The organism is Pseudoblastomonas marina, from assembly GCF_034374265.1.
GTDB lineage: Bacteria > Pseudomonadota > Alphaproteobacteria > Sphingomonadales > Sphingomonadaceae > Alteriqipengyuania_A > Alteriqipengyuania_A marina.
The window spans coordinates 1,729,294-1,753,940 of the sequence record NZ_CP139718.1; the positions used below are offsets into that span (position 1 = coordinate 1,729,294).

The following is a 24,647-nucleotide window of genomic DNA, read 5'->3' on the forward strand; positions in this document are numbered from 1 at the left end:
GGTCAGTCGACCGCCGGGGCTTTCTCGAGCTCGTCGGCCGGATCGTCCCCGTCGCGCAATTTGCCTTCGAGCGCGGCCGCGCCTTCGCTGACCTCGCGCGCAGCATCGGCGGCAACGTCCTCGAGCACTTCGCCTGCCGCGTCGGCGTTCTTGGCGGCATCGTCCGCGGCGTATTCAGCGGTTTTCTCTGCGTTCTGCTGCGTTTCCTGCGAACAGGCGGCGAGCGGCAGCGCCAGCGCGAGAAGCGCGGTCGGAATCAGGTTTCGCATGGTCGTTCTCCCTCTGTAACGAGGGATCAACGCGTCACGCGCCTTGGGGTGCCGGGCCTTCGCCGCCGAACTTCCGACCCGCCTTGGGCACGGCGCTGCCATGCACGGGACGGACGACATTCGGGCCCTTGGGCTCGTCGGGACGGTCGATCTTGCCGTTTTCGAGCAGCTCGTCGATCTCGTCGCCGGTCAGAGTTTCGTATTCGAGCATCGCCTGGGCGAGCAGGTGGAGCTTGTCTTCCTGCGTCTTGAGGACTTCGGTCGCGCGCTTGTGCGCCCCGTCGACCAGCGCGCGGATTTCGGCGTCGATCAGTTTGTTGGTCTCGCCCGAGCCCATCGTGCGCGCGGACTGGCCCATGCCGAGATAGCCTTCCTGCTGCTCCTCGTACTGGAGCGGACCCAGCTTGTCCGACATGCCCCATTTGGTGACCATGTTGCGCGCCAGCTTGGTCGCGTACTGGATGTCGGAGGAGGCGCCCGAGCTGACCTTGTCGTGGCCGAAGATGATCTCCTCCGCCACGCGGCCGCCCATCGCGACCGCGAGATCGGCATGCATCTTGTCGCGATGGTAGGAATAATTGTCGCGTTCGGGCAGGCGCATCACCATGCCCAGCGCGCGGCCGCGCGGGATGATCGTCGCCTTGTGGATCGGGTCCGAGGCTGGCTCGTTCAGTGAAACCAGCGCGTGGCCCGCCTCGTGATAAGCGGTCATCTTCTTCTCGTCATCGGTCATGACCATCGAGCGGCGCTCGCTGCCCATCATGACCTTGTCCTTGGCGTCCTCGAATTCCTGCATCGCGACGAGGCGCTTGTTGCGCCGCGCGGCGAGCAGTGCCGCCTCGTTGACGAGGTTGGCGAGGTCCGCGCCCGAGAAACCCGGCGTGCCGCGCGCGATGGTGCGCGAGTTGACGTCGGGCGCCAGCGGCACCTTCTTCATGTGCACTTCGAGGATCTTCTCGCGGCCCTCGATATCGGGCACCGGGACCACGACCTGACGGTCGAAGCGGCCCGGGCGCAGCAAGGCGGGGTCGAGCACATCGGGCCGGTTGGTCGCGGCGATGATGATGATGCCTTCGTTCGCCTCGAAACCGTCCATTTCGACCAGCAGCTGGTTCAATGTCTGCTCGCGTTCGTCGTTCGAATTGCCGAGGCCGTGGCCACGGCTGCGGCCGACCGCATCGATTTCGTCGATGAACACGATGCACGGCGCGTTCTTCTTGGCCTGTTCGAACATGTCGCGCACGCGGCTCGCACCGACGCCGACGAACATCTCGACGAAATCGGAGCCGGAAATGGTGAAGAAGGGTACGCCCGCCTCGCCCGCGATCGCGCGTGCAAGGAGGGTCTTACCCGTACCGGGCGAGCCGACCAGCAGTGCACCCTTGGGAATCTGGCCGCCGAGCTTGGAGAAGCGCTGCGGATCCTTGAGGAATTCGACGATCTCCTCGAGCTCCTCGCGCGCCTCGTCGATCCCGGCGACGTCCTCGAACGTCACCTTGCCCGACTTCTCGGTCAGCATCTTCGCCTTCGACTTGCCGAAGCCCATCGCGCCGCCCGCGCCGCCGCCCTTTTGCATCTGGCGCAAGGCGAAAAAGGCGAGGCCGAGGATCAGGATGAAGGGCAGCGCCTGGATCAGCACGTAAAACAGCAGGTTGGGCTCTTCGTCGGGCGCGCCCGAAAAGGCGACGCCGTTCGCTTCGAGCAGCTGCGGCAGCGAGGTATCTCCCGCCACCGGCACGGTCGTGAAGGTCGTCTTGTCGGCATACTGGCCGACGATCTTGTCTTCGGAAATGCGCACCTCGGAGACGCGCCCCTCGGCCACCTGCTGGCGGAACTCCGAATAGGCGATCGCATCGCCCCCGCCGTCCTGCGGCGAGAACATCGAGACGACCAGCAGCAGGACCATGAATATCCCGCCCCATACCATCAGGCTCTTAATCCAGGGGTTGGGACCGCCCTCTTCGGGTTCGTTGGGGGCGTTGTTCTGATCGCTCATCGCAGGGGCATCCTTTCACGCACGTATGTAGGCGCACGCGGGTGAATGACAAGTTGCCGGGACGGGCGCGATCAGCGGCAATTCCGATCGACGGCATAGGCTCGGCAGAACACCTCGACGGCGCCGTCGATCCGGCGCCGGTCTTCTGCTCGGGTCGGCTCCGCGCCGAATCGCCGCTCTAGGTCGCCCATCCCCTTGCACATCGAGACGAATTGTTCGGTCGCGAGCGGGATATCGTCGATCGCGACTTCGCCAGCGTCGTGCATTGCCTCGAGGAATTCGGCGAAGGCCATTTTCATGCGATAGGGCCCGGCCGCGAGGAACGCCTTGCCGATCCCCGGTTCACGCTCGGTTTCGGCGGAAATTCGCCGGTCGAACTGGATCATCTCGGGCCGCGACAGGAATGCCGTCATCGCCTCGCCGATTTCGGTCAGCCGCTCGCGCAGCGTTCCCTCGACGAATTCGGGGACCTCGAAGCTACGCCGCATCTTGCCGCATTCGGCCACGACCGCGGCGGTGAAGAGCTCCCGCTTGCCACCGAACTGGTTGTAGATCGTGACCTTCGAGACGCCCGCTTCGGCGGCGATCGCCTCGATGCTCGAAGCGGCATAGCCGTGGTCGAAGAACGCCCGCGCGGCCGCATTCACGATTGCGACGCGTTTCTCCTCGTCCACCGGGCGACCGGTCCGCTTTCTCGTCTTGCTCAAATCGATCCTTGACATATTGAACGGGTCCGTTCACCTGAACGCGATCGTTCAATTGAACGCAGCCGTTCAGGTGAACGCTGTCGTTCACTTATGGACGCAGCGGGTCGCAACCGCAAGAGGCGCGTCGTCACGGCGCGGGACCGGAGCAGGACACGCAATGATCTGGATCGCCATCCGGATGCTGACCGGCGACAGGCAGAAGTTCTACGGACTGCTGTTCGGAATCGCCTTTTCGACCCTGCTGATCACCCAGCAGCTGACGATCTTCGTCAACCTGCTCGAGCGCGGGGCGAGCGGGGTCTACAACGTGTCGAGCGCCGATGTCTGGGTAATGGATCCGGTCAGCCGCACCACCGATGTCGCCTATGCCATGCCGTCGACCGCGCTCGACAAGGTGCGTGGCGTGTCGGGGGTCGAATGGGCGGTACCGCATATCCGCGCGACCGCGGCGGTGCGGACCAAGGACGGCGACCTCGAAGGCGTGGCGATCATCGGGGTCGACGACGCGACGCTGATCGGACTGCCAAAGCGCATGATCGAAGGCTCACCCGATGTCCTCTCGCAACCCGACAGCGTGATCATCGACGATGTCGGCATGACGCGGATGTTTCCCGACCAGTCGCCGATCGGCGAGCGGCTCGAATTGAACGACCAGCGCGCGGTGGTCCGCGGGATCGCCGATGCGATCCCCAGCTTCACCAGCACCGTCGTGCTCTACACCAAGTATTCGCAGGCGCTGAACTACGTGCCCGGCACGCGCAATCGACTATCCTTCGTGCTCGTCGGCAAGGCCGACGATGTGAGCGCACAGCAACTGGTCGACCGGATCGAGGCGCAGACGGGCCTGCGCGCCCGCACGCGCGAGCAATTCGCCGGCGACGGGGTCGATTTCATCATCGAGAACACCGGGATTCCCCTGAATTTCGGGATCACCGTGATGCTCGGCTTTATCGTCGGCGTGGCGATCGTCGGGCTGACCTTCAGCCTGTTCATTCGCGACAATATCAAGCAGTTCGGGGCGCTCAAGGCGATCGGCGTGTCCAATGGCCGGATCGCCCGGATGGTGGCGGCGCAGGCGGGCATGGTCGGGATGGTCGGCTACGGCCTCGGCGTGCTCGGCACGGTCGGCTTCATCCACGCCTTCTCCGGCGACCCGACCTTCAAGGGCTTCTACATCCCGTGGCAGATCCCGCTTATTTCGCTGGTAGCGATCGTGCTGATCATCGCGCTGACCGGCTGGCTGAGCTTGCGCACCGTGCTCAAGACCGAGCCCGCGGCGGTGTTCCGGTGAGCGCGGCGCCGATCAGCAAGGCGATTTCGGTGCGCGATATTGCACGCGATTTCACCGCCGGGCAGCAAACCATCCGGGTGCTGCACGATATTGATATCGACGTCCATTCGGGCGAGCTGACCTACATCGTCGGCGAAAGCGGATCGGGCAAGACGACGCTGATCAGCATCATGTGCGGGATCCTCTACCCGACCGAAGGCACGGTCCGGGTCTTCGATACCGATATCTACCACCTGTCCGATACCGAATTGGTCGAATTCCGGCTCAAGAATATCGGCTTCATCTTCCAGCAGTACAACCTGATCCCGGCGATCAACGCGGCCAGCAACGCCGCCGTCCCGCTGATTGCGCAGGGGATGGACCGGCACGAGGCGCGCGAACGTGCGGTTGCGATGATGGACAAGCTCAACATCGCCGACCAGGCCGACAAGCTGCCCAACCAGCTTTCGGGCGGGCAGCAGCAGCGTGTCGCGATCGCCCGCGCGCTTGTGCACGAGCCGCGCCTCGTGGTCTGCGACGAGCCGACCGCCGCGCTCGACGCCAGGTCCGGCCGCCGCGTGATGGACCTGTTGCGCGAAGTCGCGGTGGACGAGGATCGCGCCTGCATCATCGTCACCCACGACAACCGCGTGTTCGACCTCGCCGACCGCATCCTCGTGCTCGAGGACGGCCGCGTCACCCATGACGGCACCGAGATGCCCGAAGACCACTAGACGGACTGAGACCATGGCCCTGCTACCGAAAAACCTGAGCTTCTCGCGCCAGATCCTGCCGCTGGTGGCACTCGCGGGGCTAGTCCTCGCGGTGATCTACATCGCCACCGGCCTGCCCGATCGCGAGCTCTCCGAACCGACCGAAGAACCGCCGCGTGCGCCCCAGGAACTCGCCAATGCCGCCCGGGTGGCGGGCGCGGGCGTGGTCGAACCCTCGAGCGAGGTGATCGATATCGGCACCGCTATTGCCGGGCTGGTGACGATGGTGCGTGTGCAGCCGGGCGATTACGTCACCAAGGGCCAGCCGCTGTTCCAGGTCGACGACCGCGCGGTGCGCGCGCGCGTCCGCGAGGCCGAAGCGCAGATCGGCGAGGCGCGTGCCGCGATCGCCGAAGCGCAGAGCGCCGCCGCAACCGCCGCGCGCCAGCTCGATCTTTACCGCAACGTCTCCGATCCCGCCGCCGTCAGCCGCGCCGAGGTGATCCGCGCCGAGGGCGAGGCGAGCGCGGCACAGAACCGGCTCAATGCCGCCCGCGCCCGGCTGCAGAGCGCGCAGGCGATGCGATCGAGCGCCACCACCGAGCTTGGCCGGCTGGTCGTGCGCGCGCCGATCTCGGGCGAGATCCTCGCGGTCGACATCCGCCCCGGCGAATATGTCTCGACCATGGGCGGCAATGCGAGTTTCATCCGCATGGGCGAAACCCGGCCACTCCATGTCCGGATCGATATCGACGAATCCGAAGCGGCGCGCATCGCGCTGGGAGAGCCCGCAACCGTGAGCCCACGCGGTGCGTCGGACCGCCAGGTCAAGGCCAGCTTCGTGCGCGCCGAGCCGCAGGTGGTGCCCAAGCGCTCGCTCACCAACAGTGCCGCCGAGCGGGTCGACGTCCGCGTGCTGCAGGTCATTTACGCTCTCCCGTCGGCGGCCTCGTCGAACGAGGCGCTGTTCCGCGTCGGCCAACAGGTCGATGCCTATATCCCCGCGCGCCGCAACGGCGCGACGACGGACATCGTCAAACCCGAAGCGGACGAGACCGAATGATCCGCCGCGCCGCCCTTCCCCTCGCCTCGGCGTTGGCGCTGTCGGCCTGCGTCGCCGGGCCGCCGCCCCAGATCGACACGTCCCCGCCGGTGCTCCCGCTGGGTTACGCCTACGCGCCCGAAGCGGGTGTTGCCGGCAAGCTCGAGGACCTGCTGCCCGACGAGGATCCCGCCTTTTCAGCGCTGGTCGCACGCGCTCTCGAAACCTCGCCGACGCTTGGCGAGGCCGCGGCGCGGATCGACGCCGCGCGCGCGTCGGCCGCACGTGCGGGCGCCGAACGCATGCCGCGCCTCGATGCGGGCGCTTCCGTCACCGGTCAGCGCACCAATCCCGTGCAATTCGCCGCCGGCCTGCCGCCGGGTGTCCAGATCGAAAGCGAGCGGATTTCCTATGGCGTCAACCTCGCCGCGAGCTGGGACCCGGACCTGTTCGGCCGCTTGCGGGCGCAGGAGCGGGCGCAAGTGCGACTGGTCGAAGCCGCCGGAGCCGATGCGCAGGCGGTCCGCAACGCGCTGGTCGCCGAGATCGCGGGGGCGGTGATCGACTGGCGCACGCTGGCCCGCCGCGAGGGCGCGCTGCGCGAGGACCTCGCCGCGGCGACAGAGCTTGCTCGGCTTGCGGGCGTGCGAGAACGCGCCGGGATCGCGCCCGGTTTCGACCGCGTGCGCGCCGAGACCTCGGCCGAAACGACCCGCAGCCGGCTCGCCGCGCTCGCGAGTGAGCGGGCCCGTCTCACCGGCCAGCTCGTCACGCTGACCGCCTCGTCGGGACGCGATGTCCTTACTGCCCTGGCCGAGGTTGCACCACGCCCCGAGCGTGCCGTGCCGCCGCCCACCCTGCCCGGCGCGCTGCTCCAGAATCGGCCCGACATCCTTGCCGCCAGCGCGCGGCTCGCGGCCCGCGACGAACAGCTCGCCGCAACCGCCGCGCGCCGTTTTCCCAATCTCTCGCTGAGCGCGGTGGTCGGACTGCTGGCCTTCGGGATCGGCGACCTTTTCGATCCGGATTCGATCGTCGGCTCGCTGGCGGCGGACGTCGCCGCCCCGCTGCTCGACTTCGGCCGGATCGAGGCCGAGATCGACGGCGCGGCTGCAGAGAAACGCGGCGCCTTCGAGGCCTATCGCGGCACGGTCTTTGCGGCGCTGGGAGAGGCCGAGGCGGCCTACGGCCTCGTCGCCGCGACCGATGCCGAACTCGCCGCGGCGCGCCGCGAAGAAGCCTCGTCCATCCGCAGCGCCGATCTTGCCAATACGCGCTACGAGGCCGGGCTGGCCGATTTCCTCACCGTGATCGAGGCCCGCCGCGTCGCCGACGGGAGCGCCGAGCGCGCTGCCGCCGCGCTCGGCCGCGCGCTGCGAGCGAGGGTTCTGTTGTGGCAGGCGCTTGGCGGGACACCCGCGACCGGCTCGAGCGAGCCGGAAGGCTAGCGATCAAGCCTTCTCCTTGGCGTCCTTCTTCTCGCGCTCGGCGTCGCGCTTTTCCTTGCGCTCTTCGGCGGTATCGGGCGCGGTGAAGGACAGCACCACGTCGCCTTCGCCCACGGTCGGCTGGGTGATCGAGGTGAAAAGTTCGAGCGACTTGTCGGCACGGATCACGGCGAAGGGCATGCCCTGATCGCCGAGATATTCGCGCAAATCCTTCATCTTGAACTGCTCGCTCATTCGCGTGCGCGAAAACTCCCAGCCCTCGCCCACGCGCACCAGCAGGTCGTAGACCGAGGGTTGCTCCTGGAAGATCACATTGCCGCGCGCGGTCGTCATGCCCGTGCGCTGGTCCGGACCGGCCTGCGCGACCTTGTCGTAGCCCAGTTCGGGGCCGAGTTCCGAACAGACCAGCGCATTGAAGGCGTCGGTCTCGGTCATCGCGATCACGGTGTTGAAATTTGCGAGCGGCAGGTGATGGCGCCAATCGTCGTCGAGCATGTCGCCGTGATGGGTCGGCACCTCGAGCTTCTTGGCGGCGCGCAACGCGAATTTCGAACTGTCGACGACCTCGACCTTGATGTCCGAATTCTTGAGCGCCTTGGCCAGAGCAAGGCTGAACCCGTTGACCCCGATCAGCATCAGGCCTTCGGCGCGGCCCTGGTCGATACCGAGGCGATGCGCCCACCATTTCGCGGTGAATCCATGCGCGACGATCGTCGCGATCGCGGTCGCGAAAGCCAGCGGGACAAGCAGTTCGGCCCCCGGCACCCCGCGCTGTTCGAGCCGGATCGCGAACAGGCCGGTGATCGCCACGGCGACGATACCGCGCGGTGCGATCCAGGCGATGAACAGCCGTTCGCGCCACGGAACGTCGCTGAACAGCAGCGCCGTCAGCACCGTCGCGGGGCGTGCGACGAACATCAGCAGCGCGAGGTAGATCACGAATTCCCACTGCACCCGGCTGACGACTTCCCAGTTGAGCGTCGCCGAGAGGATGATGAACACGCCCGAGATCAGCAGGACAACGAGGTCCTCCTTGAACCGGCGCAGCGCCTGCGTGCTGAAGGTCGGCTTGTTCGCCATGACCATGCCCATCACGGTGACCGTGACCAGCCCGCTTTCGTGCATAACAAGGTCGGCCGCAACGAAGCTGCCGATCACCGTGACGAGCAACAGAGGCGCCTTGAGATATTCGGGCACGTAACCGCGCGGGAACAGCCAGGTGAGAGCCCAGCCGCAGGCGAAGCCGATCAGACCCGCAATGCCGGTCGCGACCAGCACGTCGACGCCGATATTGACCGGGTCGATCTCGATGCCTTCATAGGTCAGCCAAGCGAAGATCCCGATCGCGAGCAGCGCGCCGATCGGGTCGTTGATGATCGCTTCCCACTTCAATGCATCGCCCGTCCGCCGCGGCAGGTTCAGCTCGCGGAGCAGCGGCCCGATGACCGTCGGCCCGGTTACCACCAGAATGCCGCCGAACAGCATCGACAGCTCCCAGCTCAGCCCGACCCCGTATCGAACCGCCAAGGTGCAGAACATGAAGCCCAACGGCACGCCGAGGAAGATCAGGCGTTTGACTGCGCCGGCGGCATGGATCAGGTCGCGGAAGCGAAGCGAAAGCCCGCCCTCGAAAAGGATCACGGCCACCGCGAGCTTGATGATCGGCTCCTGCAATTCGCCGAAATCGGCCTCGGGATCGAGGAACCCGAGCACCGGTCCAACGACGATGCCGGACAGGAGGAGGAAGACGATCGCGGGGCGACCGGTGCGCCAGGCGATCCACTGGGCCGCGAGACCGAGAACGCCGATCAGCGCGATCTTCACCATGAGGGTGTCTAAGTGCATGGGGCCTCCCCTGCCCTATCCGTTTGTGAATTGCACCCCCTTACCTTCGTGATCCGGCTCAGCTTTCGCTCGCCATGCCGCTGGTCGATGGCTAGGGGCACCCCGACGAAAGCGGGTTGGCAGGATTGCCCCGCTTGGCAGGGGCGCTGCACGATGTCGGGACTGAAGACTGGATTATTGCCGCTCACGGCTGCGGGCGCGATCGCGCTCGCAACCAGTCCTGCCTGCGCGCAGGACGAGCCCGAAGCGGCCGCATCGCAGGTTTCGGCCAGCGGCACCGGCGAGCAGCGCCGCGTCTTCACCCCGGAGGATCTCGCCCGCTTCGCCCCGCGTAGCGCGCTCGACCTGCTCGAGCAGGTCCCCGGCTTCCAGATCGAATCCGAAGACGGCGAACGCGGGCTCGGCCAGGCTTCGGGCAATGTGCTGATCAACGGCCGGCGGCTGTCCTCGAAGTCGGAAAGCGCGCGCGACCAGCTGGGCCGGATTTCCATCGACAACGTCGTGCGCATCGAAATCCTCGACGGGACCACGCTCGAAATTCCGGGCCTGACCGGTCAGGTCGCCAATGTCGTGGTCGAGGCTGGCGGCCTATCGGGCCAGTTCGAATACTCGCCCCAGTTCCGCCAGGTCGGCGGCCCCGCCCTGCTCGACGGCAGTATCTCGATCAGCGGGGCCAGCGGCCCGTTCGAATACCAGCTTGCCTTCAACAACGAGGACGATGTCGGCGCATCGCGCGGACCGAGCCTTCGATTCGATGGGGCCGGAAACCTGATCGAACAGCGGTTCAGCGACAATGAGCGCCGCACCCGCTCGCCCAAGATTTCGGGCAATTTCGGCTGGAGTAACGACAACGGCGTGGTCGCCAATGCGACTCTCAGCCACCAGTGGACCTTTTTCCGCAACCGCTCGGACGAGCTGCGCACCGACGGAGCCGGCGACAATGCGCGGTTCGTCGACCGCACCACCGATGACGACGCGGTGCGCTACGAGGTCGGCGGCGATGTGGCCTTCCCCGCCTTGGGCGGGACGCTCAAGCTGATCGGCCTTGCGAGCGGGGACGATTCCGATTTCGTCAGCACCGAACTCCTCACGCTCGACGCTGACGGATCGCTGAGCGGTGCCCGCTTCGCCCAGCTGCGAGAATCAGGAGAACGGATCGGGCGCGCCGAGTTCACCTGGTCGGGCGGTGGCGCCGACTGGCAGCTTGCGGGCGAGGCCGCCTACAACACGCTCGGCCAGGTCGCGCGGCTGTTCGAGATCGATCCTGGCGGCAATTTCGGCGAGATCGACTTTCCCGCCGGGGTCGGCGGGGTTTCCGAGGATCGCTACGAGGCCTCGCTCAGCTACGGTCGCCCGCTTTCAGCGACGCTCTCGCTGCAGGCGACCGCGGCGGTCGAACGCTCGACGCTGACGCAGACCGGCTCGGCCGCCGCCTCGCGCACCTTCCTGCGCCCGAAGGGCTCCGCCTCGCTCGCCTGGTCGGCACAGGACGATCTCGACCTCACCTTCAGTGTGCGCCGCCGCGTCGGGCAGTTGCAATTTGGCGACTTCCTCGCCCGGGTCTTCCTCGGTGACGATCGCGAAAATGCCGGCAACAACGAATTGCGCCCGCCGCAAAGCTGGGAATTCGAAATCGAGGCGCGCAAGGACTTCGGTCGCTGGGGCAATGCCAGCCTGCGCCTGTTCGACTACCATATCGAGGACCTGGTCGACGTGATCCTCGTCGATGGCGGGCAATCGCCGGGCAATATCGCCAGCGCGCGGCGCACGGGCGTCGAGTTCAACGGTACGCTCGAACTCGCCCCGCTGGGGATCGGCGGGGCCAGGATCGACGCCGGGATCGACTGGCAGCGCGCGCGGCTCGACGATCCGCTGACCGGGCTTGCCCGCGCGATCAGCAATGCCGACCCCTATCGCATCGATATCGATTACCGCCACGATATCCCGGGCTCGGACATCGCCTACGGCGCAAGCGTGTTCCTGAGCGGAGACGAACCGTTCTTCCGCATCACCGAGAGTGGCTTCGAGCGCAACGGTCCGGCGTTCGGCGGCATCTTCGTCGAGCACAAGGACCTGTTTGGGCTGACGGTGAATGTGCGGATCGGCAACCCCTATCTCGGCGGGGACACCTCGATCCGCACCGTTTACGAAGGTCCCCGGAACGCTTCGCCGATCCTGTTCGTCGAGGAACGCGACCGCGAATTCGGACGCTCTGTCCGGTTGTCGGTCAAGGGCTCCTTCTAGCCCGTTCACGCATCGCTAAGGGCTTCGGCACTAGCATTCGCCCATTATACCGGAGGAAGACCCATGCGCGCGATTCGTTCGATCCCCTTGCTGTTCGGCACGCTGGCCGCGCTTGGCCTCGCGGCATCCCCCGCCTCCGCCCAGGAATCGGATGAAACGGAAACGACCGCTGCCGAAGATCTTTCGGAGACGCTGCGCGACCCGCAGGTCCAGGCTACCGCCACTGCCACCGTCGCGATTCTCGGCGAAGTACTGCTCGACATGCCCGTCGGCCCGCTGGTCGAGGCGATGGACGAAGCGGTCGACAAGATCGCACGCGAAGCCGGAACCGAAGCGCCTCCGCGCAAGGACGTCGATCCCGACGCCACCCTGCGCGACATGCTTGGCCCCGATGGCGATCGCGTGTCGGTCGAACTGGCCGAACGCGTGCCGCAGGCGATGGATGCCGCGGCGGGGATGACCGGTGCGATCGAGTCGGCCCTGCCCAAGCTGAAAGAGGCCGCCGAGCGCATGAAGCGGTCGCTTCCCGCGCGTCTGCCCGTCCTGTCGCGAGACTGATTGCACGCGCGCCATTGCACGCGCCCCTAGCTTTCGGCAAAGCGTGGGGCCAAGCATGTGGCACCTTTACCAATTCCCGCTCTGTCCCTTCAGCCGCAAGGTGCGCCTGCACCTGGCGGAGAAGGGCATTGCCTATGAACTCGTGCGCGAGGACCCCTGGCGGCGGCGCGACGAATTCCTCAACATGAACCCGGCCGGCCGGGTTCCGGTGCTGCGCGACAGTGCCAAGGGCACGGTGCTGGCCGACAGCCGGGCGATCGGCGAATTCATCGAGGAAACCTTCGAAGGCAATGCAATGATCGTCGGCAATGCGCTCCAGCGCGCCGAGATCCGCCGACTGGTCGCGCTGTTCGACGAGCACCTCTACGGCGACGTCACCGCGCCGCTGCTGCAGGAAAAGATGAAGAAGCGGCTTGTCACCCGCGAACCGCCCGATGCGCGCGTGCTGCGCGAGGCGATGAAGCTCGCCCACGAGCATCTCTACCATATCGACTGGTTGGTCGATAACCGCGCCTGGCTCGGCGGGCCGCGATTGAGCCTCGCCGATCTCGCCGCCGCCGCGCAGCTGTCGGTCGCCGACTATCTCGGCGCGCTCGACTGGCGCGGTCACGACCAGGCCAAGAGCTGGTATTCGGTGATGAAGAGCCGCCCCAGCTTCCGCGCGTTGCTGGCGGAGAAGATGGATACGATCCAGCCGGCGGATAACTATGCCGATGTGAACTGGTAAAGAAGCGGTCTCTCCAGCCAGCGCCCAGTCGAGACGAAGTTTTTGTAGTTACCCACCCGCATCCGCGGTCCTATTCTCTCCGCTTGGAGCCGAGGCGCCTGCGGGCGACCGCCCATCGCGGCCTATGCCGCGAAGCCAATCAGCGCGGACGCGCTGCGCCCGGCGCCTGAGGGTCTGAAGAAAGCTAAACTACACTCTTCTTCCCGAAGCGCCCGTGCTTGCGATAGCGCGCCATCCAGCGATCGAGGAACAGGCCGAGTGGCTTGGGGCTGATGCCGAGCTTGTCGAAGCCGGGATAGTCGCCGCTCGCGACATTGCCCTTCTCGAGCAGCTTCCATTGCTCGCGGCTGATCGGGGCACCCGGCATCCAGCCGGTGGCCGCAGCGATCCCGCCCGACACGGCATCGGGCAGCGGAATGAAGTGGCGGTTGCGCCCCTGCGCCTGCGCGATCCGGCGGTTCAAGGCGATCATCGGCACGCGTTCGGGTCCCGCAAGTTCGTAGGTCTTGCCGCCGTGCTTGCCCGGATCGGCCAGCGCGGCGACGATGCCCGCCGCGACGTCGTCGACCCAGACCAGCTGCAATTCGCTCTCGGGAGCAAAGACCGGCAGCACCGGCAGGCGCTGGATCAGCCCCGCCATCATGTTGATGAACTCGCCATCTTCTCCGAAGATAATCGACGGGCGCACGATCGTCGCCTGGGGGAACAGGTCGCGCATCGCCGCCTCGCCTTCGGCCTTGCTTACGGCATAAGCGGTATCACCGTCCGGATCGGCCCCGATCGCCGAGACGTGGACGAGCGCGCCAACCCCTTCGTCGGCCGCGGCCTGCGCGATATACTCGGCGCCCCAGGCCATCACGGCTTCCGCATTCGCGCCGAACGCGCCGGCCAGGTTCACCACCGCATCCGATCCCGCGATCGCCGCGCGCACGCTGTCCTCGCGCGACACGTCGCAGCGCACGAGCGCGACCTGGCCGAGGTTCGCGAGCGGCTTCAGATGCCGTGCCTTCTCGGGATGCCGGCTCGCGATCTTGAGCCGCGCGCCGCGCTCGAGCAGGTCCTGCGCGACATGCGTGCCGAGCCAGCCGCTGCCCCCGAACAGGGTCACGAGTTTTCCGGAAAGCGGGTCGGTCTTGGTCATGGCGGTCATCCTGCGGAGAAATGGGCGTCGCGCGACCCGTTACTGGTCGCAATCAGCGTTGACAATGCCCCCATCGCTTCGCTAGTGGCCCGCGCCTACCGAGCGGCGGACTCAGACGATCCACCGCGACTAGTGTGCCCAGATGGCGGAATTGGTAGACGCACCGTCTTCAGGTGGCGGCGCTCGCAAGGGCGTGGAGGTTCGAGTCCTCTTCTGGGCACCATTTGTTCTTCTCACGTTCTCCCAAATAATCTATAAAACCCGCAGAAATCCTAGGGATTTGGCCCTTGGATCGTTCCGGATCGTCCCGCCTGTTCTCGGGGGTTCCAGACACTTTTGTGGGCCTTTTGAGGCCGTTTCGCAAAGGCCCAGATGAAAAGGCCCCCACATGCCGCTGACAGATACTCGCCTCCGCGCACTCAAGCCCAAGGATAAGCCGTACAAGGTAACCGATGAGCGCGGCCTATATGTTGAGGTCACGCCGACCGGCGGCAAACTTTGGCGATTCCGATACCGGATCGGCGGCGCGCAAAAGAAGCTCTGCATCGGCAGCTATCCCGACATCAGCCTCAAGCAAGCGCGAGACGCGGCCTACGAGGCGCGACGAGCTGTTGCTTCAGGGGGCGACCCGGCTTTTGAGAAGCGGAAGCGGAAAATCCGCGCAGAGTTCCTTTCTGCACAGACGTTCGAGGCAGTCGCACGTGAGTATATTGAACAGATGATGGTCCAGAACGGCCGCGCCGATGGCACGATCGTCAAGGCCAACTATTTCCTCGACAAGCTTGCGCCTGCCATCGGGAACCGACCCATCAACGAGATCGAGCCGTTCGAAGTTCTGGCTCCCCTCAAACGGCTGGAAGCCACCGGTAAGCACGAGACTGCGAAGAAATGTCGGTCGTTCGCAGGCCGCGTGTTTCGCTACGGTGTTGCTACCACCCGCTGCAAATCCGATCCGACCAGTATGCTGAAGGGCGCTCTCGTAACGCCGAGAGCCACGCATTATGCAGCAATCCTCGAGCCCACCGAGCTAGGTGGGCTGCTGCGCGCAATCGACGACTTTACTGGCTACATGGTGACGAAGTTGGCCTTGCAGATAGCGCCGCATGTGTTCGTACGCCCCGGCGAACTCCGGCACGCCGAATGGCATGAGATCGACCTCGTCGATGGGGTCTGGAAGATCCCTGCCGGTAAAATGAAAGCGCGCCGAGCGCATGCCGTCCCACTTTCCAAGCAGGTTAGAGGCTATCTCACTGATCTGGCCGAGATGCTCGGCCGCGAAGGATATGTTTTCCCATCTGCGCGCAGCTCCAAGCGTCCCATGAGTGAAAACACGCTCAATGCCGCATTCCGTCGCATGGGATACTCGAAGGAAGAAGTCACCGCTCATGGACTCCGGGCGACAGCATCGACATTCCTGAACGAGTCGGGCCTTTGGAATCCTGATGCGATCGAGCGTGCCTTGGCACATGGCGACAGCAATGTTGTGCGTGGCATCTACCATCGCGGCAAGCATTGGGACGAGCGCGTGCGGATGGCTCAATGGTGGAGCGACTACCTCGATGAGCTCCGGACTGGAGGAAAGGTCATCATGGGGAAGTTTGCGAAGGGTTGATCGGGAGATCGAATTTCTTCTCAGCCAGTGCAGGATTGAAGGCTCAGGACCAGCCCTATCAGGGACACTGACGCGAGCAAGGCGAACTCAATTCTGATGCCCCAGACCTTAAGCCACTTCCGCATCGTGCCGAGCCTCAGTTCGTAGAGCTTTGGCAGCTAAGCTGATCGAACCGTTCAGCAACAGTCTTCCACGTTGCTATGCCAGCCTCGTCCCCTTCGTTGGATAGCCGCTGGATTTGCTGCGCGATATACGCGGTTCCCTCTCCGCCATGGTTCTTTTCGACCCAGAGCGCGACGGCCCACAATTCCTGATCGCGGTTCAGCACCATGGTTCACGTCTCCCGGTCCAGGTTCGCGCCAGGCCTTCGCTGACCAGCTGATCGCCAAGCGAGCGGCCGCCGCGCGTTACAACCCGCAATTTGCGACCGTACTGATCCTCGTCTCTGCTACCGATGGTCCTCAGTTCAAAGGGCCCGCCATTCAGCAATTCGACAAGGCGGTGCGTCGCGCGCATGCCGAGCTGGTATTCATAGTCGCAACGAGGCTCGCTGATCTCGGGAGTGTCGATGTCGGCAATCCGGATTTTCACGCCATCAAGCCAGAAAGTATCTCCATCCACGACGCATGTGCGCCGGACGGATCCGCAGATGTCGAATTGTGGGGAGCTTGCTTGCTGGAATAAAGCCTGAGGCTGCTGATCGTCGTTAGCAAGGCTGGCATCATGGACTGACCAGTTGAGTGCCAGCATCCCTCCAGCAAATACGATCGCGAATGCTCCCAAACCCAACGCGATCTCCTTTCTCAGCTTCCGGCGCTTCTGTGCCTTCAACGCCTTGCGAAAGTCGAACGGCTCACCGGGGGTCTCATTCACTGGCGTTGTCCGTCTTCATTCCGGCACATGATTTCAGACAATAGCCGGAAATCAGGTAGTTTCGTCAATTGTACGTACCAATTGCTTGCCAACGTCCCAACACAGACCGGACATATTGCGGCGTTTCACCATTGTTGGGAATGCCGCGTGATCGGGAGACGGCACCTGGGCCCGCATTGTAAGCAGCCAAGGCCAGGTGGACCGCGTCGAACCGGTCCAACATGTCGCGAAGGTACCTGGCGCCACCGTCGATCGATGCAAGAGGGTCATGACGGTTCCGGACGCCCAGTTCTCGCGCCGTGGCTGGCATAAGCTGAGCAAGCCCGGCAGCACCGGCTGGACTCACAGCCATCGGATTGAAGCGGGACTCAGCCCAGATGAGAGCACGAAGCAGATTGGTCGGAAGCCCGTAACGGCGCTCGGCCTCGGCTATTGCCGCCATATACAGGCCTTCCCGGTAGGATACGTCTGCTGGCCCTGTTTGGTAGATTGCAGGTAGATATTGCCTTGCCGGCTGCTGGTCCGTCTTTGGTGGAACGATCGCGTGCTCGAACAAAGTGAAATCCTGGGCGCGGACCTGCTGTGAGGAGGTCGCGATCATCCCCAGACAGGCGACCGCTATCGCAGTCAGACGATTGAGGGAGGTCATCTCGACTTGTGCTCCATTGATTCGAATCGAAAGAGAACATAGATAGAACATATCCCTGTAGGAAAGCGGCGAACGCCTGCCTTTGGGAGAGGAGAGGAGCGCTGATGAGGGGGCTACTTTGCATGCTGAGGAGCTCGCATGTCCCTGTCTGTCCAAACTCATCCCAACCGGTCGCTTGCCGAGACCGCCCGTCGCATTTGCGAATCGCGAGGGGGCAAATGGTCCGGCACAAAGGGCATGGCCTGTTGCCCCGCGCATGATGACCGCACGCCGTCACTCGGTGTGTCGCTCGGTCGACAGGCTATCCTTTTCCATTGCTTTGCGGGATGTGATCAGCAGAGCGTATTGTCTGCATTGGCGCGTGAAGGTTTCGAGGCACCGGCGCTCTTTTCAGCTTCTGCGACTACCGAAGGTCCCGAGCAGACCAGAACGCGCAAACCCTCGGCGGCAGCGCTGAGGATCTGGCGCGATGCACAGCCACTGCGTGCCAGCCCGGCAAAGGCATATCTGGAGAGCCGCGGCATCCTTGCCGCATCTCCGGCGCTCCGCTTCCATTCACGAACGCCGCTTGGTCCGAAAGGACGAACCCGCTTTTTGCCGGCGATGATTGCGGCGGTCAACCTCGACGAGGGGCCGATCGCCATCCATCGCACTTTCCTTTCGGGCGATGCCAAGGCTGATTTCGACAAGCCGAAGCGCGCGCTTGGCGCGCTCGGTGAAGCTGCTGTTCGTCTCTTCGCTCCGGCCTCCGGCCTGCTCGGCCTTGCTGAAGGGATCGAGAGCGCAATGTCGGCTTATGCTCTTACCGGCATCCCCGTCTGGGCGACCCTGGGCAATGAGCGCTTCGGTCTCGTCAGCGTGCCTGAGAGCGTGACCGAGCTTCACCTCTTCGTCGATCACGATGCTGGCGGCGAGCTGGCTGCGTCGCGTGGCCTGGCCGCTTATGCCCGCGATGGGCGGACGATCCACGTTCGCAAACCATCCTCACGCGACACCGACTGGAACGATGAACTTACAGCATGGCTGCGCCGCAAAGCGGCGCGGTAGAGGAGAGAGAGCTTCTCGAATTCCTGATCCGGCAGAGGGCGTGTCCCGATGCCCCCATCAGGAGGACGAATTGCCATGTTTCAATCAGACCTGTTTCCCGCCGGCGAGCAGTTGCCGTCCATGCCCTTGGCCTATGCCATCGGCACCCGAGTTGCCGCGCTTCTTGCTTCGGGACGTCATCTTACCCGTACCGACATTTCCGGGCTGTTCGCCGAGGAGACTGGATCTTTGGACTGGGGAAGCGCCTGGACCATCGCTGACTACAATAACGCGGTCGAGATCGGCGCACTGCTCTGGTTGCGAGAGTCCTCACGGATCGATCTGGCGACGAACGTGCATGAAGCCGAAGCGCGGTTCGACTGGCTCCAAGCTGCCTTTCCGCCGCGGCATGTGCGCAGCGAAGCACAGGTCGAGCTCCAGCAGTTCTCGACCCCGCCAATGCTGGCCTGGCTGATGGCGAAGGCCGCAGCTGGCTGCGCGCAAGACACGCTCCTCGAACCGTCCGCAGGCAATGGTGCCCTTGCTCTTTGGGGCAGCGTCCAGAACGCTTCGCTGCTCCTCAACGAGATCGATCCGGCAAGACGAGACGGTCTGGCCCACGTCTTCCCCACGGCCACCATCACTGCGCATGACGGGGAACTGATCGCCGACTTGCTTCGCGGCCCTGTTCCGTCTGCCGTGCTGATGAACCCGCCGTTCGCTCACAGCCTGGAACGCGGCAAGGACGGTGAGACCGCTATGCGTCACCTACGCGGTGCAATCCGGGCCGCTGCTAATCGGGCGAGGATCGTCGCCATTATGCCTGAAGGCTTCGACGCCTCCGCCTTCGCCAAGGAACAGGACGAAGCATCGCTGCTCCTCGATGTTCGCCTGCAGCAGATGTTTCGCCGGACAGGGACGGGGATCGCTGTTCGCCTGGTTGTGTTCGACAAGACGCCGACTGCGTCCTCGCCTGCGATCACCGGAGATACTGCCGACCTCATCTCGCTCCACGAGCTTATCACTGCGCTTCCGCCACGCATACAGACCTCCGCCAACATCCACCGCCTGCCGCTCGGCAAGCCAGTGCGCCTCGTTGGCAAGACTTCGGCCCAAAGCGCGCCGGTTCGGCCGGTGGCGCCGTTCGCCGCGACACCAGCAGCCACGGCGAATGCGATCGACCTTGCCTATTCGGTCCTCGCCGACCCCGCGCCTGTGCCCGAACAGGCAGGCATCTACCTGCCTTACCGGCCCAGCCGCATCGCGTTCGAAGGCGCTCCGGCCCATCCCACCCCGCTCGTGGAATCGGTCGCCATGGGTTCGGTCGCGGCACCGCAGCCCGATGTTTGCCCGCGCCTTCCCGCATGTTGGCAGGCCGATGGCCTGCTGTCCGAAGCGCAATGCGAGACACTGGTCTACGCTGCCCAGGCATTTGCGCGCGATCTTCCGGGTCAGTTCAAGGTGAGCCAGGAAGGCACCTCGCTGGAACTCTCCGAGGACGGACACTCCTACCGCCAAGGCTTCTTCCTCGGCGACGGAACCGGAGCGGGCAAAGGACGGCAGATCGCCGCGGTCATCATGGATCGCTGGCTCGCAGGCGAGCGCCGACATGTCTGGATCACCAAGAACGAGGCGCTGCTCGAAGATGCACGCCGCGACTGGGAGGCGCTTGGCGGGCTGCCGCTCGATCTCCAGCCGCTCTCGCGCTGGAAACTCGGCCAGCCCGTAACGATGTCCGAAGGCATTCTCTTCGTCACCTATCCAACGCTGCGCTCGGGCCGCGCCGAGGATACGCGGCTCGACCAGATCCTTGCCTGGGCGGGCGAGGATTTCGACGGTGTGATCGCCTTTGACGAAGCCCACGCGATGGCCAATGCGCTTGGGGGCTCTTCAACCCGCGGCAAGGTCAAGGGCTCCGAACAGGGCATGGCGGGCCTCAGGTTGCAAAACCATCTCCCACGCGCCCGCGTGCTCTACGCGTCTGCCACTGGCGCTTCGGATATCGCCAACCTCGGTTACACTTCCCGCCTCGGCCTTTGGGGACCCGAGACCGCCTTTCCGACCCACGAGGCATTCATGACCGAGATCCGCGCTGGCGGCGTCGCGGCGATGGAGCTCGTCGCCCGTGATCTCAAGGCCCAGGGTCTCTATCTTGCCCGTGCGCTGTCCTTCGCCGGGGTCGAGTACGAGATCCTCGAACACAGCCTGACCGAAGCGCAGATAAAAATCTATGATGCCTATGCTGATGCCTGGGCGATCATTCACCGCAACCTCGAAGCTGCGCTCGAAGCAACCCGCGTGGTCGACGAGGACAGCGGCGACACGCTCAACCGCAATGCCAAGGCTGCGGCGCTATCGATCTTCGAAGGCACCAAGCAGCGCTTCTTTGCCCAGCTCCTGCTTTCGATGAAATTGCCGAGCCTGATCCCCGCGATGGAAGTAGCGCTTGGCGAAGAGCATTCGGTTGTCGTGCAGCTGGTCTCGACCGCCGAGGCCATGCTCGACCGGCGCCTTGCCGACCTTACCGTGGAAGAACGCGAAGCTCTCGATATCGATCTGTCCCCGCGTGAATACGTCATCGACTACCTTACGAAGAGCTTCCCGATACGATTGATGCAGGTCTTCGCCGACGAGGACGGCAATCTTCGCTCCGAGGCGATGAGCGACGGAGAGGGCAATCCCGTTTTCTGCCCGCGCGCCATTGCTGCGCGCGATGCGCTGATCGAACAGCTTTGCGCACTGCCGCCCATCGCCACTGCGCTCGATGCGATTATCGAACATTTCGGAACCGACGCCGTGGCCGAAGTCACGGGCCGGACCCGCAGGCTTGTCCTCGGCCGCGATGGTGAGCAGCGCCTCGAACGGCGTAGCCCCAGCGCCAATGTCGCCGAAGCGCAAACCTTCATGGAAGGGACCAAGCGCATCCTGGTCTTCTCGGATGCGGGCGGCACGGGGCGTTCCTATCATGCCGACTTGGGCGCCAGGAACCAGCAGCGCCGGGTTCACTTCCTGCTTGAACCGGGATGGCGCGCCGACAACGCCATCCAGGGCCTTGGTCGCACGAACCGCACCAATCAGGCCTCAGCCCCGCTGTTCCGCCCGGTCACCACAGATGTGAAGGGCGAGCGCCGGTTCATCTCGACTATTGCGCGAAGGCTCGACGCTTTGGGCGCGCTTACGCGCGGCCAGCGCCAGACCGGCGGACAGAACCTGTTCGACCCGGCCGACAATCTCGAAAGCGATTATGCGCGCGACGCGCTCAGCCGCTGGTTCCAGCTGCTCTATGACGGCAAGCTCGAAGCCACCACTTTCGGCCACTTCGTCGAGCGAACGGGCCTCCGTCTCGAAAACCCAGATGGGGGACTGACCGACAATCTCCCCACGATCCAGCGCTGGCTCAACCGCATCCTCGCGCTGCCGATCGCGCTCCAGAACGCCATCTTCGATGAATATCTTGGCCTCGTCGAAGCGCGGATCGAAGCCGCGCGCGAGGCCGGAACGCTCGATCAGGGACTGGAAACCGTGAAGGTCGATCGTTTCACGGTCCTCGCCGATGAACTCCTGCGCACCGACCCCGTGACCGGAGCGGAAACCCGCCTCGTCTCGCTCGAAGTGACGAGGCACCTGCGGCCTCTGCGCCTGCAGCGCCTGCTACGGATGCACGAGATTGGCAGCCCGCACGCAATCCCGATGCGCAATGCGCGCTCGGGCAAGGTCGCGCTGTCGATACCAGCCCGGCGTCTCATCGCCGACGACGGGGAGGTGATCGAACGTCGGCGCCTGCTGCGACCGCTCAAGTCCGCGAACTGGACGCTTGAGGCACTGGGTGAAAGCCACTGGGAAGAAACTGGCGTCACCGCGTTCACGAGCGCCTGGCGTGCCGAGGAAGAAGAGGCTGGCGCTTCACCGGTGACCGAGCGCGTCCATCTCGCTACCGGGCTGCTGCTCCCGGTCTGGAAGCGCCTGTCTGGCGATCATGTCCGGGTCACCCGGCTCGTTGCCGAGGACGGCCAGTCGATCATCGGACGTGAAGTGCTCGATGTTGATCTCTTTGCGATTTCCAAAACCTTTGGCCTGTCCGGGGTTACCGGACCATCGGCAGAGCAGATCGGCGACCTCGTCCTCGCAAGCGGAAAACCGCTGGGCCTCGCAAGCCATGATCCACTTACCGTGAAGCGCTCGTTGGTCGGCGGCGAACAGCGCCTCGAACTGACTGGCTTCTCGCCCGATCGGCTCGACTGGTACAAGAACAAGGGCTGCTTCACCGAGATTATCCGATACCGCACGCGGCTGTTCGTGCCAGTCTCCGCAGCCTCGTCGGTCCTCCCCGCGCTTGCCGCCTGATCCCTCGGGCAGACCCCAATCTCAGAATGAGAGTGGAGGGAGCCCTTTGGGCTTGTGGGCCTCGTGATCCTCACCTGCGCCTGCATCCTATCAGGAGAACACCCATGATCCAGTCAATTCCCTTGAAGAAGCTCGTCCCGAGTCCGCGCAACGTTCGCAAGTCGAGCGACGTGCTGGCCGACCTCCAGTTGCGGGCAGACATTGCTGCGCGCGGCCTGCTGCAGAACCTCGTCGTGCGCAAAGGAAAGCGCGGCAAGTTCGAGGTCGAGGCCGGCGGTCGCCGTCTCACCGCGCTGCAGGCGCTGGCCGAAGAGGGCACCTTGCCTGACACGCACGAAGTCACTTGCCTCGTTATCGAAGGCGAGGAAAGCGAAGTGCGCGAAGCAAGTCTTGCCGAGAACTTCCAGCGCCTCGCGATGAACCCCGCCGACGAGGCGCAGGCCTTCGCCTCCATCATCGAGGCAGGGGCTACCACGGAAAACGTGGCGCGCCGCTTCGGCCTCACTGTCCGGTTCGTCGAAGGACGTCTGCGCCTTGCAAGTCTCGCGCCTTGCGTCTTCGAAGCGCTCGCCGAAGGCACGATCACGCTCGACATGGCCAAGGCCTACGGCGCGATCTCCGACGTGGAGCGCCAGGCGCATGTCTATGCCGAACTGCAGGACGCCTGGTACCAGATCACGCCCGACACGATCCGCCGCATGGTGCTCGATGCCACGGTGCGCGGTTCCGATCCGCGTGCTGTTCTCGTCGGACGCGATGCCTATATCGCCGCAGGTGGCCGGATCGAGCGCGAACTGTTCGACGATGATGCCAGCGAGAGCTGGATCGACGTCGCGCTGCTCGAGGACCTAGCGCACAAGGCCATGGACGAAGCCGCAGAAAAGACCGCGCTCGAATATGGACTTGCCTGGATTCGGCCGACCCTTGGCAATTACGTCAGCCACGACCTTGTTGAAGGTCTGAGCCGTCTGCCTTGCGAGCCTGCGCCGATGACCGAACAGGAAGCGAAGGAACTTGGCGAGCTCGAGGCCGACTACGACCGCGTCGCCGCTGTGCTCGAAGACGAGGACAGCGACGAGGATGAGGTCGCCAAGGCCGAACAGGAACTCGTGGTAATCGACCGCGCCATGCGCGCGATCAATGATCGGCCGCCGGTACTCGCCGACGAGCTGAAATCCGAAGCTGGCGCCTTCCTAGTCCTCTCGCGAAATGGCGAGCCGACATTGGTCCAGCAATACTACACCGAGACCGAAGTCATCGCTGACGAATGTGTGGTCGAGGCCGTCGAGGAGAGCGGAGCGGCGAAGCCTAAAGGGAGCTCGCTGTCCCAGCGCCTGCTCGACGAGCTCGCGATGCAGCGCCGCGACATCCTCGCGATCCATCTCGCAAACGATCCGGCACTGGCACTCGACTTCATGGTCTTCACGCTCGCCGATGCCGATGGGCACGACTGGCGCGCCAAGAAAGCGTCGACGCTTGTCGGATCGGTAGCGTCCGGCCCGGTCACCGGGTTTGAGGCCAAGGATGCGCCGGCGAGTGCTGCTTTGGCCGAATTCGCGGGGTCGCTCGATGAAAGCTGGCGTGCTGGCGAGAGCGATGTCGAGCGGTTTGCCAGGTTCCGGGCGCTTACCGACGAGGCGCGCTCGGCCTGGCTTGGTCATGTCGTCTCGCGTGCACTCGTTGCCAGTCTTGCCTGCGAAGGCGAGCGTTCGGTGCCGATGCACGAGGCGCTCGGCTCGCTGCTCGAAATCGAGACCGCGCATTGGTGGCGTCCTACGGCTGCCAACTACTTCGACCGTGTTGCCAAGACCCGCACGCTCGAAGCGCTCGATGCCGCTGGTGGTCCCGAAATGGTCAGTCGCTACGCTGCGTCGAAGAAGGCAGAACTCGCGAGCGCTGCCGAACGCATTTTCTCGGGCAACTTCATCGGCGAGGCAGATATCAAGGAACGAGCGCAGGCCTGGGTGCCTTCGAGCATGCGTTTCGCCGGTTCGGAAGAAGTCGAATTGGCCGACCACGAAGGAGACGAGGCGGTGAACGCCGAAGCAACTGACGAAATTGCCGAGCAGGCTGCCTGACCCCTCCTGACAGGTCCAGGTCACTCGGCGGGCGGTCCGTCCCAATCGGGACGGGCCGCCTTTTCCATGCCAGATACTCGGCAGAAAACTATCAGTCCGCGTTTG

Annotated in this window: 19 protein-coding genes and 1 tRNA gene; 12 read left to right on the forward strand and 8 right to left on the reverse strand. The window is 64.6% G+C overall.

Features of this window, described 5'->3' with window-relative positions; genetic code table 11:
* Positions 1-2: 2 nt before the first annotated feature.
* The 3 genes from T8S45_RS08640 to T8S45_RS08650 form a co-directional block, all read right to left on the reverse strand.
* Positions 3-269, reverse strand: coding sequence for a hypothetical protein (locus tag T8S45_RS08640; protein ID WP_188642501.1), 267 nt, complete (start codon positions 267-269; stop codon positions 3-5).
* Between the two features lie 34 nt (positions 270-303).
* Positions 304-2,265 (reverse strand): ATP-dependent zinc metalloprotease FtsH, encoded by a 1,962-nt coding sequence (ftsH, locus tag T8S45_RS08645; RefSeq protein WP_188642502.1) that lies wholly within the window; start codon positions 2,263-2,265, stop codon positions 304-306.
* Positions 2,266-2,336: 71 nt separating this feature from the next.
* Positions 2,337-2,972: a TetR/AcrR family transcriptional regulator gene (locus T8S45_RS08650; RefSeq protein WP_322293448.1), complete on the reverse strand. Its 636-nt coding sequence runs from the start codon at positions 2,970-2,972 to the stop codon at positions 2,337-2,339.
* 157 nt (positions 2,973-3,129) lie between these two features.
* On the opposite strand from T8S45_RS08650, the gene T8S45_RS08655 reads away from it, so the two are divergent.
* Genes T8S45_RS08655 through T8S45_RS08670 form a run of 4 tightly spaced genes read left to right on the forward strand, consistent with a single transcriptional unit; the run spans position 3,130 to position 7,445 of the window.
* The gene (locus T8S45_RS08655) at positions 3,130-4,263 is read left to right on the forward strand and encodes an ABC transporter permease (protein ID WP_188642504.1); all 1,134 of its coding nucleotides are present in this window, start codon (positions 3,130-3,132) and stop codon (positions 4,261-4,263) included.
* A gap of 29 nt (positions 4,264-4,292) precedes the next feature.
* Complete coding sequence (locus T8S45_RS08660; protein ID WP_322293449.1) at positions 4,293-4,976, forward strand: ABC transporter ATP-binding protein; 684 nt, start codon at positions 4,293-4,295, stop codon at positions 4,974-4,976.
* A gap of 13 nt (positions 4,977-4,989) precedes the next feature.
* Positions 4,990-6,018: an efflux RND transporter periplasmic adaptor subunit gene (locus T8S45_RS08665; protein ID WP_188642505.1), complete on the forward strand. Its 1,029-nt coding sequence runs from the start codon at positions 4,990-4,992 to the stop codon at positions 6,016-6,018.
* Entirely contained in the window at positions 6,015-7,445 is a 1,431-nt protein-coding gene (locus T8S45_RS08670) for an efflux transporter outer membrane subunit (RefSeq protein WP_322293450.1), read from the forward strand. The genes T8S45_RS08665 and T8S45_RS08670 overlap by 4 nt, the downstream gene beginning before the upstream one ends.
* A 3-nt stretch (positions 7,446-7,448) precedes the next feature.
* Here the strand turns inward: T8S45_RS08670 and T8S45_RS08675 are convergent, their stop codons facing one another.
* Positions 7,449-9,290 (reverse strand): cation:proton antiporter, encoded by a 1,842-nt coding sequence (locus tag T8S45_RS08675; RefSeq protein ID WP_188642507.1) that lies wholly within the window; start codon positions 9,288-9,290, stop codon positions 7,449-7,451.
* Between the two features lie 153 nt (positions 9,291-9,443).
* Here T8S45_RS08675 and T8S45_RS08680 point away from each other — a divergent pair, with 153 nt between their 5' ends.
* The 3 genes from T8S45_RS08680 (at position 9,444) to T8S45_RS08690 (ending at position 12,819) form a co-directional block, all read left to right on the forward strand.
* Positions 9,444-11,534, forward strand: coding sequence for a TonB-dependent receptor plug domain-containing protein (locus T8S45_RS08680; RefSeq protein WP_322293451.1), 2,091 nt, complete (start codon positions 9,444-9,446; stop codon positions 11,532-11,534).
* A gap of 63 nt (positions 11,535-11,597) precedes the next feature.
* The gene (locus T8S45_RS08685) at positions 11,598-12,092 is read left to right on the forward strand and encodes a hypothetical protein (protein ID WP_188642509.1); all 495 of its coding nucleotides are present in this window, start codon (positions 11,598-11,600) and stop codon (positions 12,090-12,092) included.
* A gap of 55 nt (positions 12,093-12,147) precedes the next feature.
* A complete protein-coding gene (locus T8S45_RS08690) occupies positions 12,148-12,819 on the forward strand; it encodes a glutathione S-transferase family protein (RefSeq protein WP_188642510.1) in 672 nt (223 codons plus the stop codon).
* 184 nt (positions 12,820-13,003) lie between these two features.
* On the opposite strand, the gene T8S45_RS08695 is transcribed toward T8S45_RS08690, so the two are convergent.
* Positions 13,004-13,960, reverse strand: a complete 957-nt coding sequence (locus T8S45_RS08695) for a complex I NDUFA9 subunit family protein (protein ID WP_322293452.1) — start codon at positions 13,958-13,960, stop codon at positions 13,004-13,006.
* Positions 13,961-14,096: 136 nt separating this feature from the next.
* Between T8S45_RS08695 and T8S45_RS08700 the strand changes: the two genes are divergently transcribed.
* A tRNA-Leu gene (locus T8S45_RS08700) sits at positions 14,097-14,183 on the forward strand.
* Between the two features lie 165 nt (positions 14,184-14,348).
* The gene (locus T8S45_RS08705) at positions 14,349-15,572 is read left to right on the forward strand and encodes a tyrosine-type recombinase/integrase (protein ID WP_063506960.1); all 1,224 of its coding nucleotides are present in this window, start codon (positions 14,349-14,351) and stop codon (positions 15,570-15,572) included.
* A gap of 136 nt (positions 15,573-15,708) precedes the next feature.
* Here T8S45_RS08705 and T8S45_RS08710 read toward each other — a convergent pair whose 3' ends face one another.
* The 3 genes from T8S45_RS08710 to T8S45_RS08720 form a co-directional block, all read right to left on the reverse strand.
* Positions 15,709-15,903: a DUF6961 family protein gene (locus tag T8S45_RS08710; RefSeq protein ID WP_067695924.1), complete on the reverse strand. Its 195-nt coding sequence runs from the start codon at positions 15,901-15,903 to the stop codon at positions 15,709-15,711.
* The gene (locus tag T8S45_RS08715) at positions 15,894-16,445 is read right to left on the reverse strand and encodes a thermonuclease family protein (RefSeq protein WP_197458270.1); all 552 of its coding nucleotides are present in this window, start codon (positions 16,443-16,445) and stop codon (positions 15,894-15,896) included. The genes T8S45_RS08710 and T8S45_RS08715 overlap by 10 nt, the downstream gene beginning before the upstream one ends.
* Positions 16,446-16,509: 64 nt before the next feature.
* Entirely contained in the window at positions 16,510-17,094 is a 585-nt protein-coding gene (locus tag T8S45_RS08720; protein ID WP_063506971.1) for a lytic transglycosylase domain-containing protein, read from the reverse strand.
* A gap of 138 nt (positions 17,095-17,232) precedes the next feature.
* Between T8S45_RS08720 and T8S45_RS08725 the strand changes: the two genes are divergently transcribed.
* From T8S45_RS08725 to T8S45_RS08735, 3 genes are all read left to right on the forward strand, one after another.
* A complete protein-coding gene (locus T8S45_RS08725; RefSeq protein WP_153038146.1) occupies positions 17,233-18,141 on the forward strand; it encodes a DUF7146 domain-containing protein in 909 nt (302 codons plus the stop codon).
* A 75-nt stretch (positions 18,142-18,216) separates the two neighbouring features.
* Entirely contained in the window at positions 18,217-22,464 is a 4,248-nt protein-coding gene (locus T8S45_RS08730) for a strawberry notch family protein (protein WP_067695919.1), read from the forward strand.
* Positions 22,465-22,568: 104 nt separating this feature from the next.
* Positions 22,569-24,542, forward strand: coding sequence for a ParB/RepB/Spo0J family partition protein (locus T8S45_RS08735; protein WP_067695916.1), 1,974 nt, complete (start codon positions 22,569-22,571; stop codon positions 24,540-24,542).
* Positions 24,543-24,647: the final 105 nt, after the last annotated feature.

Bases quoted from the DNA above. Each gene is read 5' to 3' on its own strand.
- T8S45_RS08640 (WP_188642501.1), bottom strand. From the start codon at position 269: ATGCGAAACCTGATTCCGACCGCGCTTCTCGCGCTGGCGCTGCCGCTC.
- ftsH (WP_188642502.1), bottom strand. From the start codon at position 2,265: ATGAGCGATCAGAACAACGCCCCCAACGAACCCGAAGAGGGCGGTCCC.
- T8S45_RS08655 (WP_188642504.1), top strand. From the start codon at position 3,130: ATGATCTGGATCGCCATCCGGATGCTGACCGGCGACAGGCAGAAGTTC.
- T8S45_RS08665 (WP_188642505.1), top strand. From the start codon at position 4,990: ATGGCCCTGCTACCGAAAAACCTGAGCTTCTCGCGCCAGATCCTGCCG.
- T8S45_RS08670 (WP_322293450.1), top strand. From the start codon at position 6,015: ATGATCCGCCGCGCCGCCCTTCCCCTCGCCTCGGCGTTGGCGCTGTCG.
- T8S45_RS08675 (WP_188642507.1), bottom strand. From the start codon at position 9,290: ATGCACTTAGACACCCTCATGGTGAAGATCGCGCTGATCGGCGTTCTC.
- T8S45_RS08680 (WP_322293451.1), top strand. From the start codon at position 9,444: ATGTCGGGACTGAAGACTGGATTATTGCCGCTCACGGCTGCGGGCGCG.
- T8S45_RS08685 (WP_188642509.1), top strand. From the start codon at position 11,598: ATGCGCGCGATTCGTTCGATCCCCTTGCTGTTCGGCACGCTGGCCGCG.
- T8S45_RS08690 (WP_188642510.1), top strand. From the start codon at position 12,148: ATGTGGCACCTTTACCAATTCCCGCTCTGTCCCTTCAGCCGCAAGGTG.
- T8S45_RS08695 (WP_322293452.1), bottom strand. From the start codon at position 13,960: ATGACCAAGACCGACCCGCTTTCCGGAAAACTCGTGACCCTGTTCGGG.
- T8S45_RS08705 (WP_063506960.1), top strand. From the start codon at position 14,349: ATGCCGCTGACAGATACTCGCCTCCGCGCACTCAAGCCCAAGGATAAG.
- T8S45_RS08710 (WP_067695924.1), bottom strand. From the start codon at position 15,903: ATGGTGCTGAACCGCGATCAGGAATTGTGGGCCGTCGCGCTCTGGGTC.
- T8S45_RS08720 (WP_063506971.1), bottom strand. From the start codon at position 17,094: ATGACCTCCCTCAATCGTCTGACTGCGATAGCGGTCGCCTGTCTGGGG.
- T8S45_RS08725 (WP_153038146.1), top strand. From the start codon at position 17,233: ATGTCCCTGTCTGTCCAAACTCATCCCAACCGGTCGCTTGCCGAGACC.
- T8S45_RS08730 (WP_067695919.1), top strand. From the start codon at position 18,217: ATGTTTCAATCAGACCTGTTTCCCGCCGGCGAGCAGTTGCCGTCCATG.
- T8S45_RS08735 (WP_067695916.1), top strand. From the start codon at position 22,569: ATGATCCAGTCAATTCCCTTGAAGAAGCTCGTCCCGAGTCCGCGCAAC.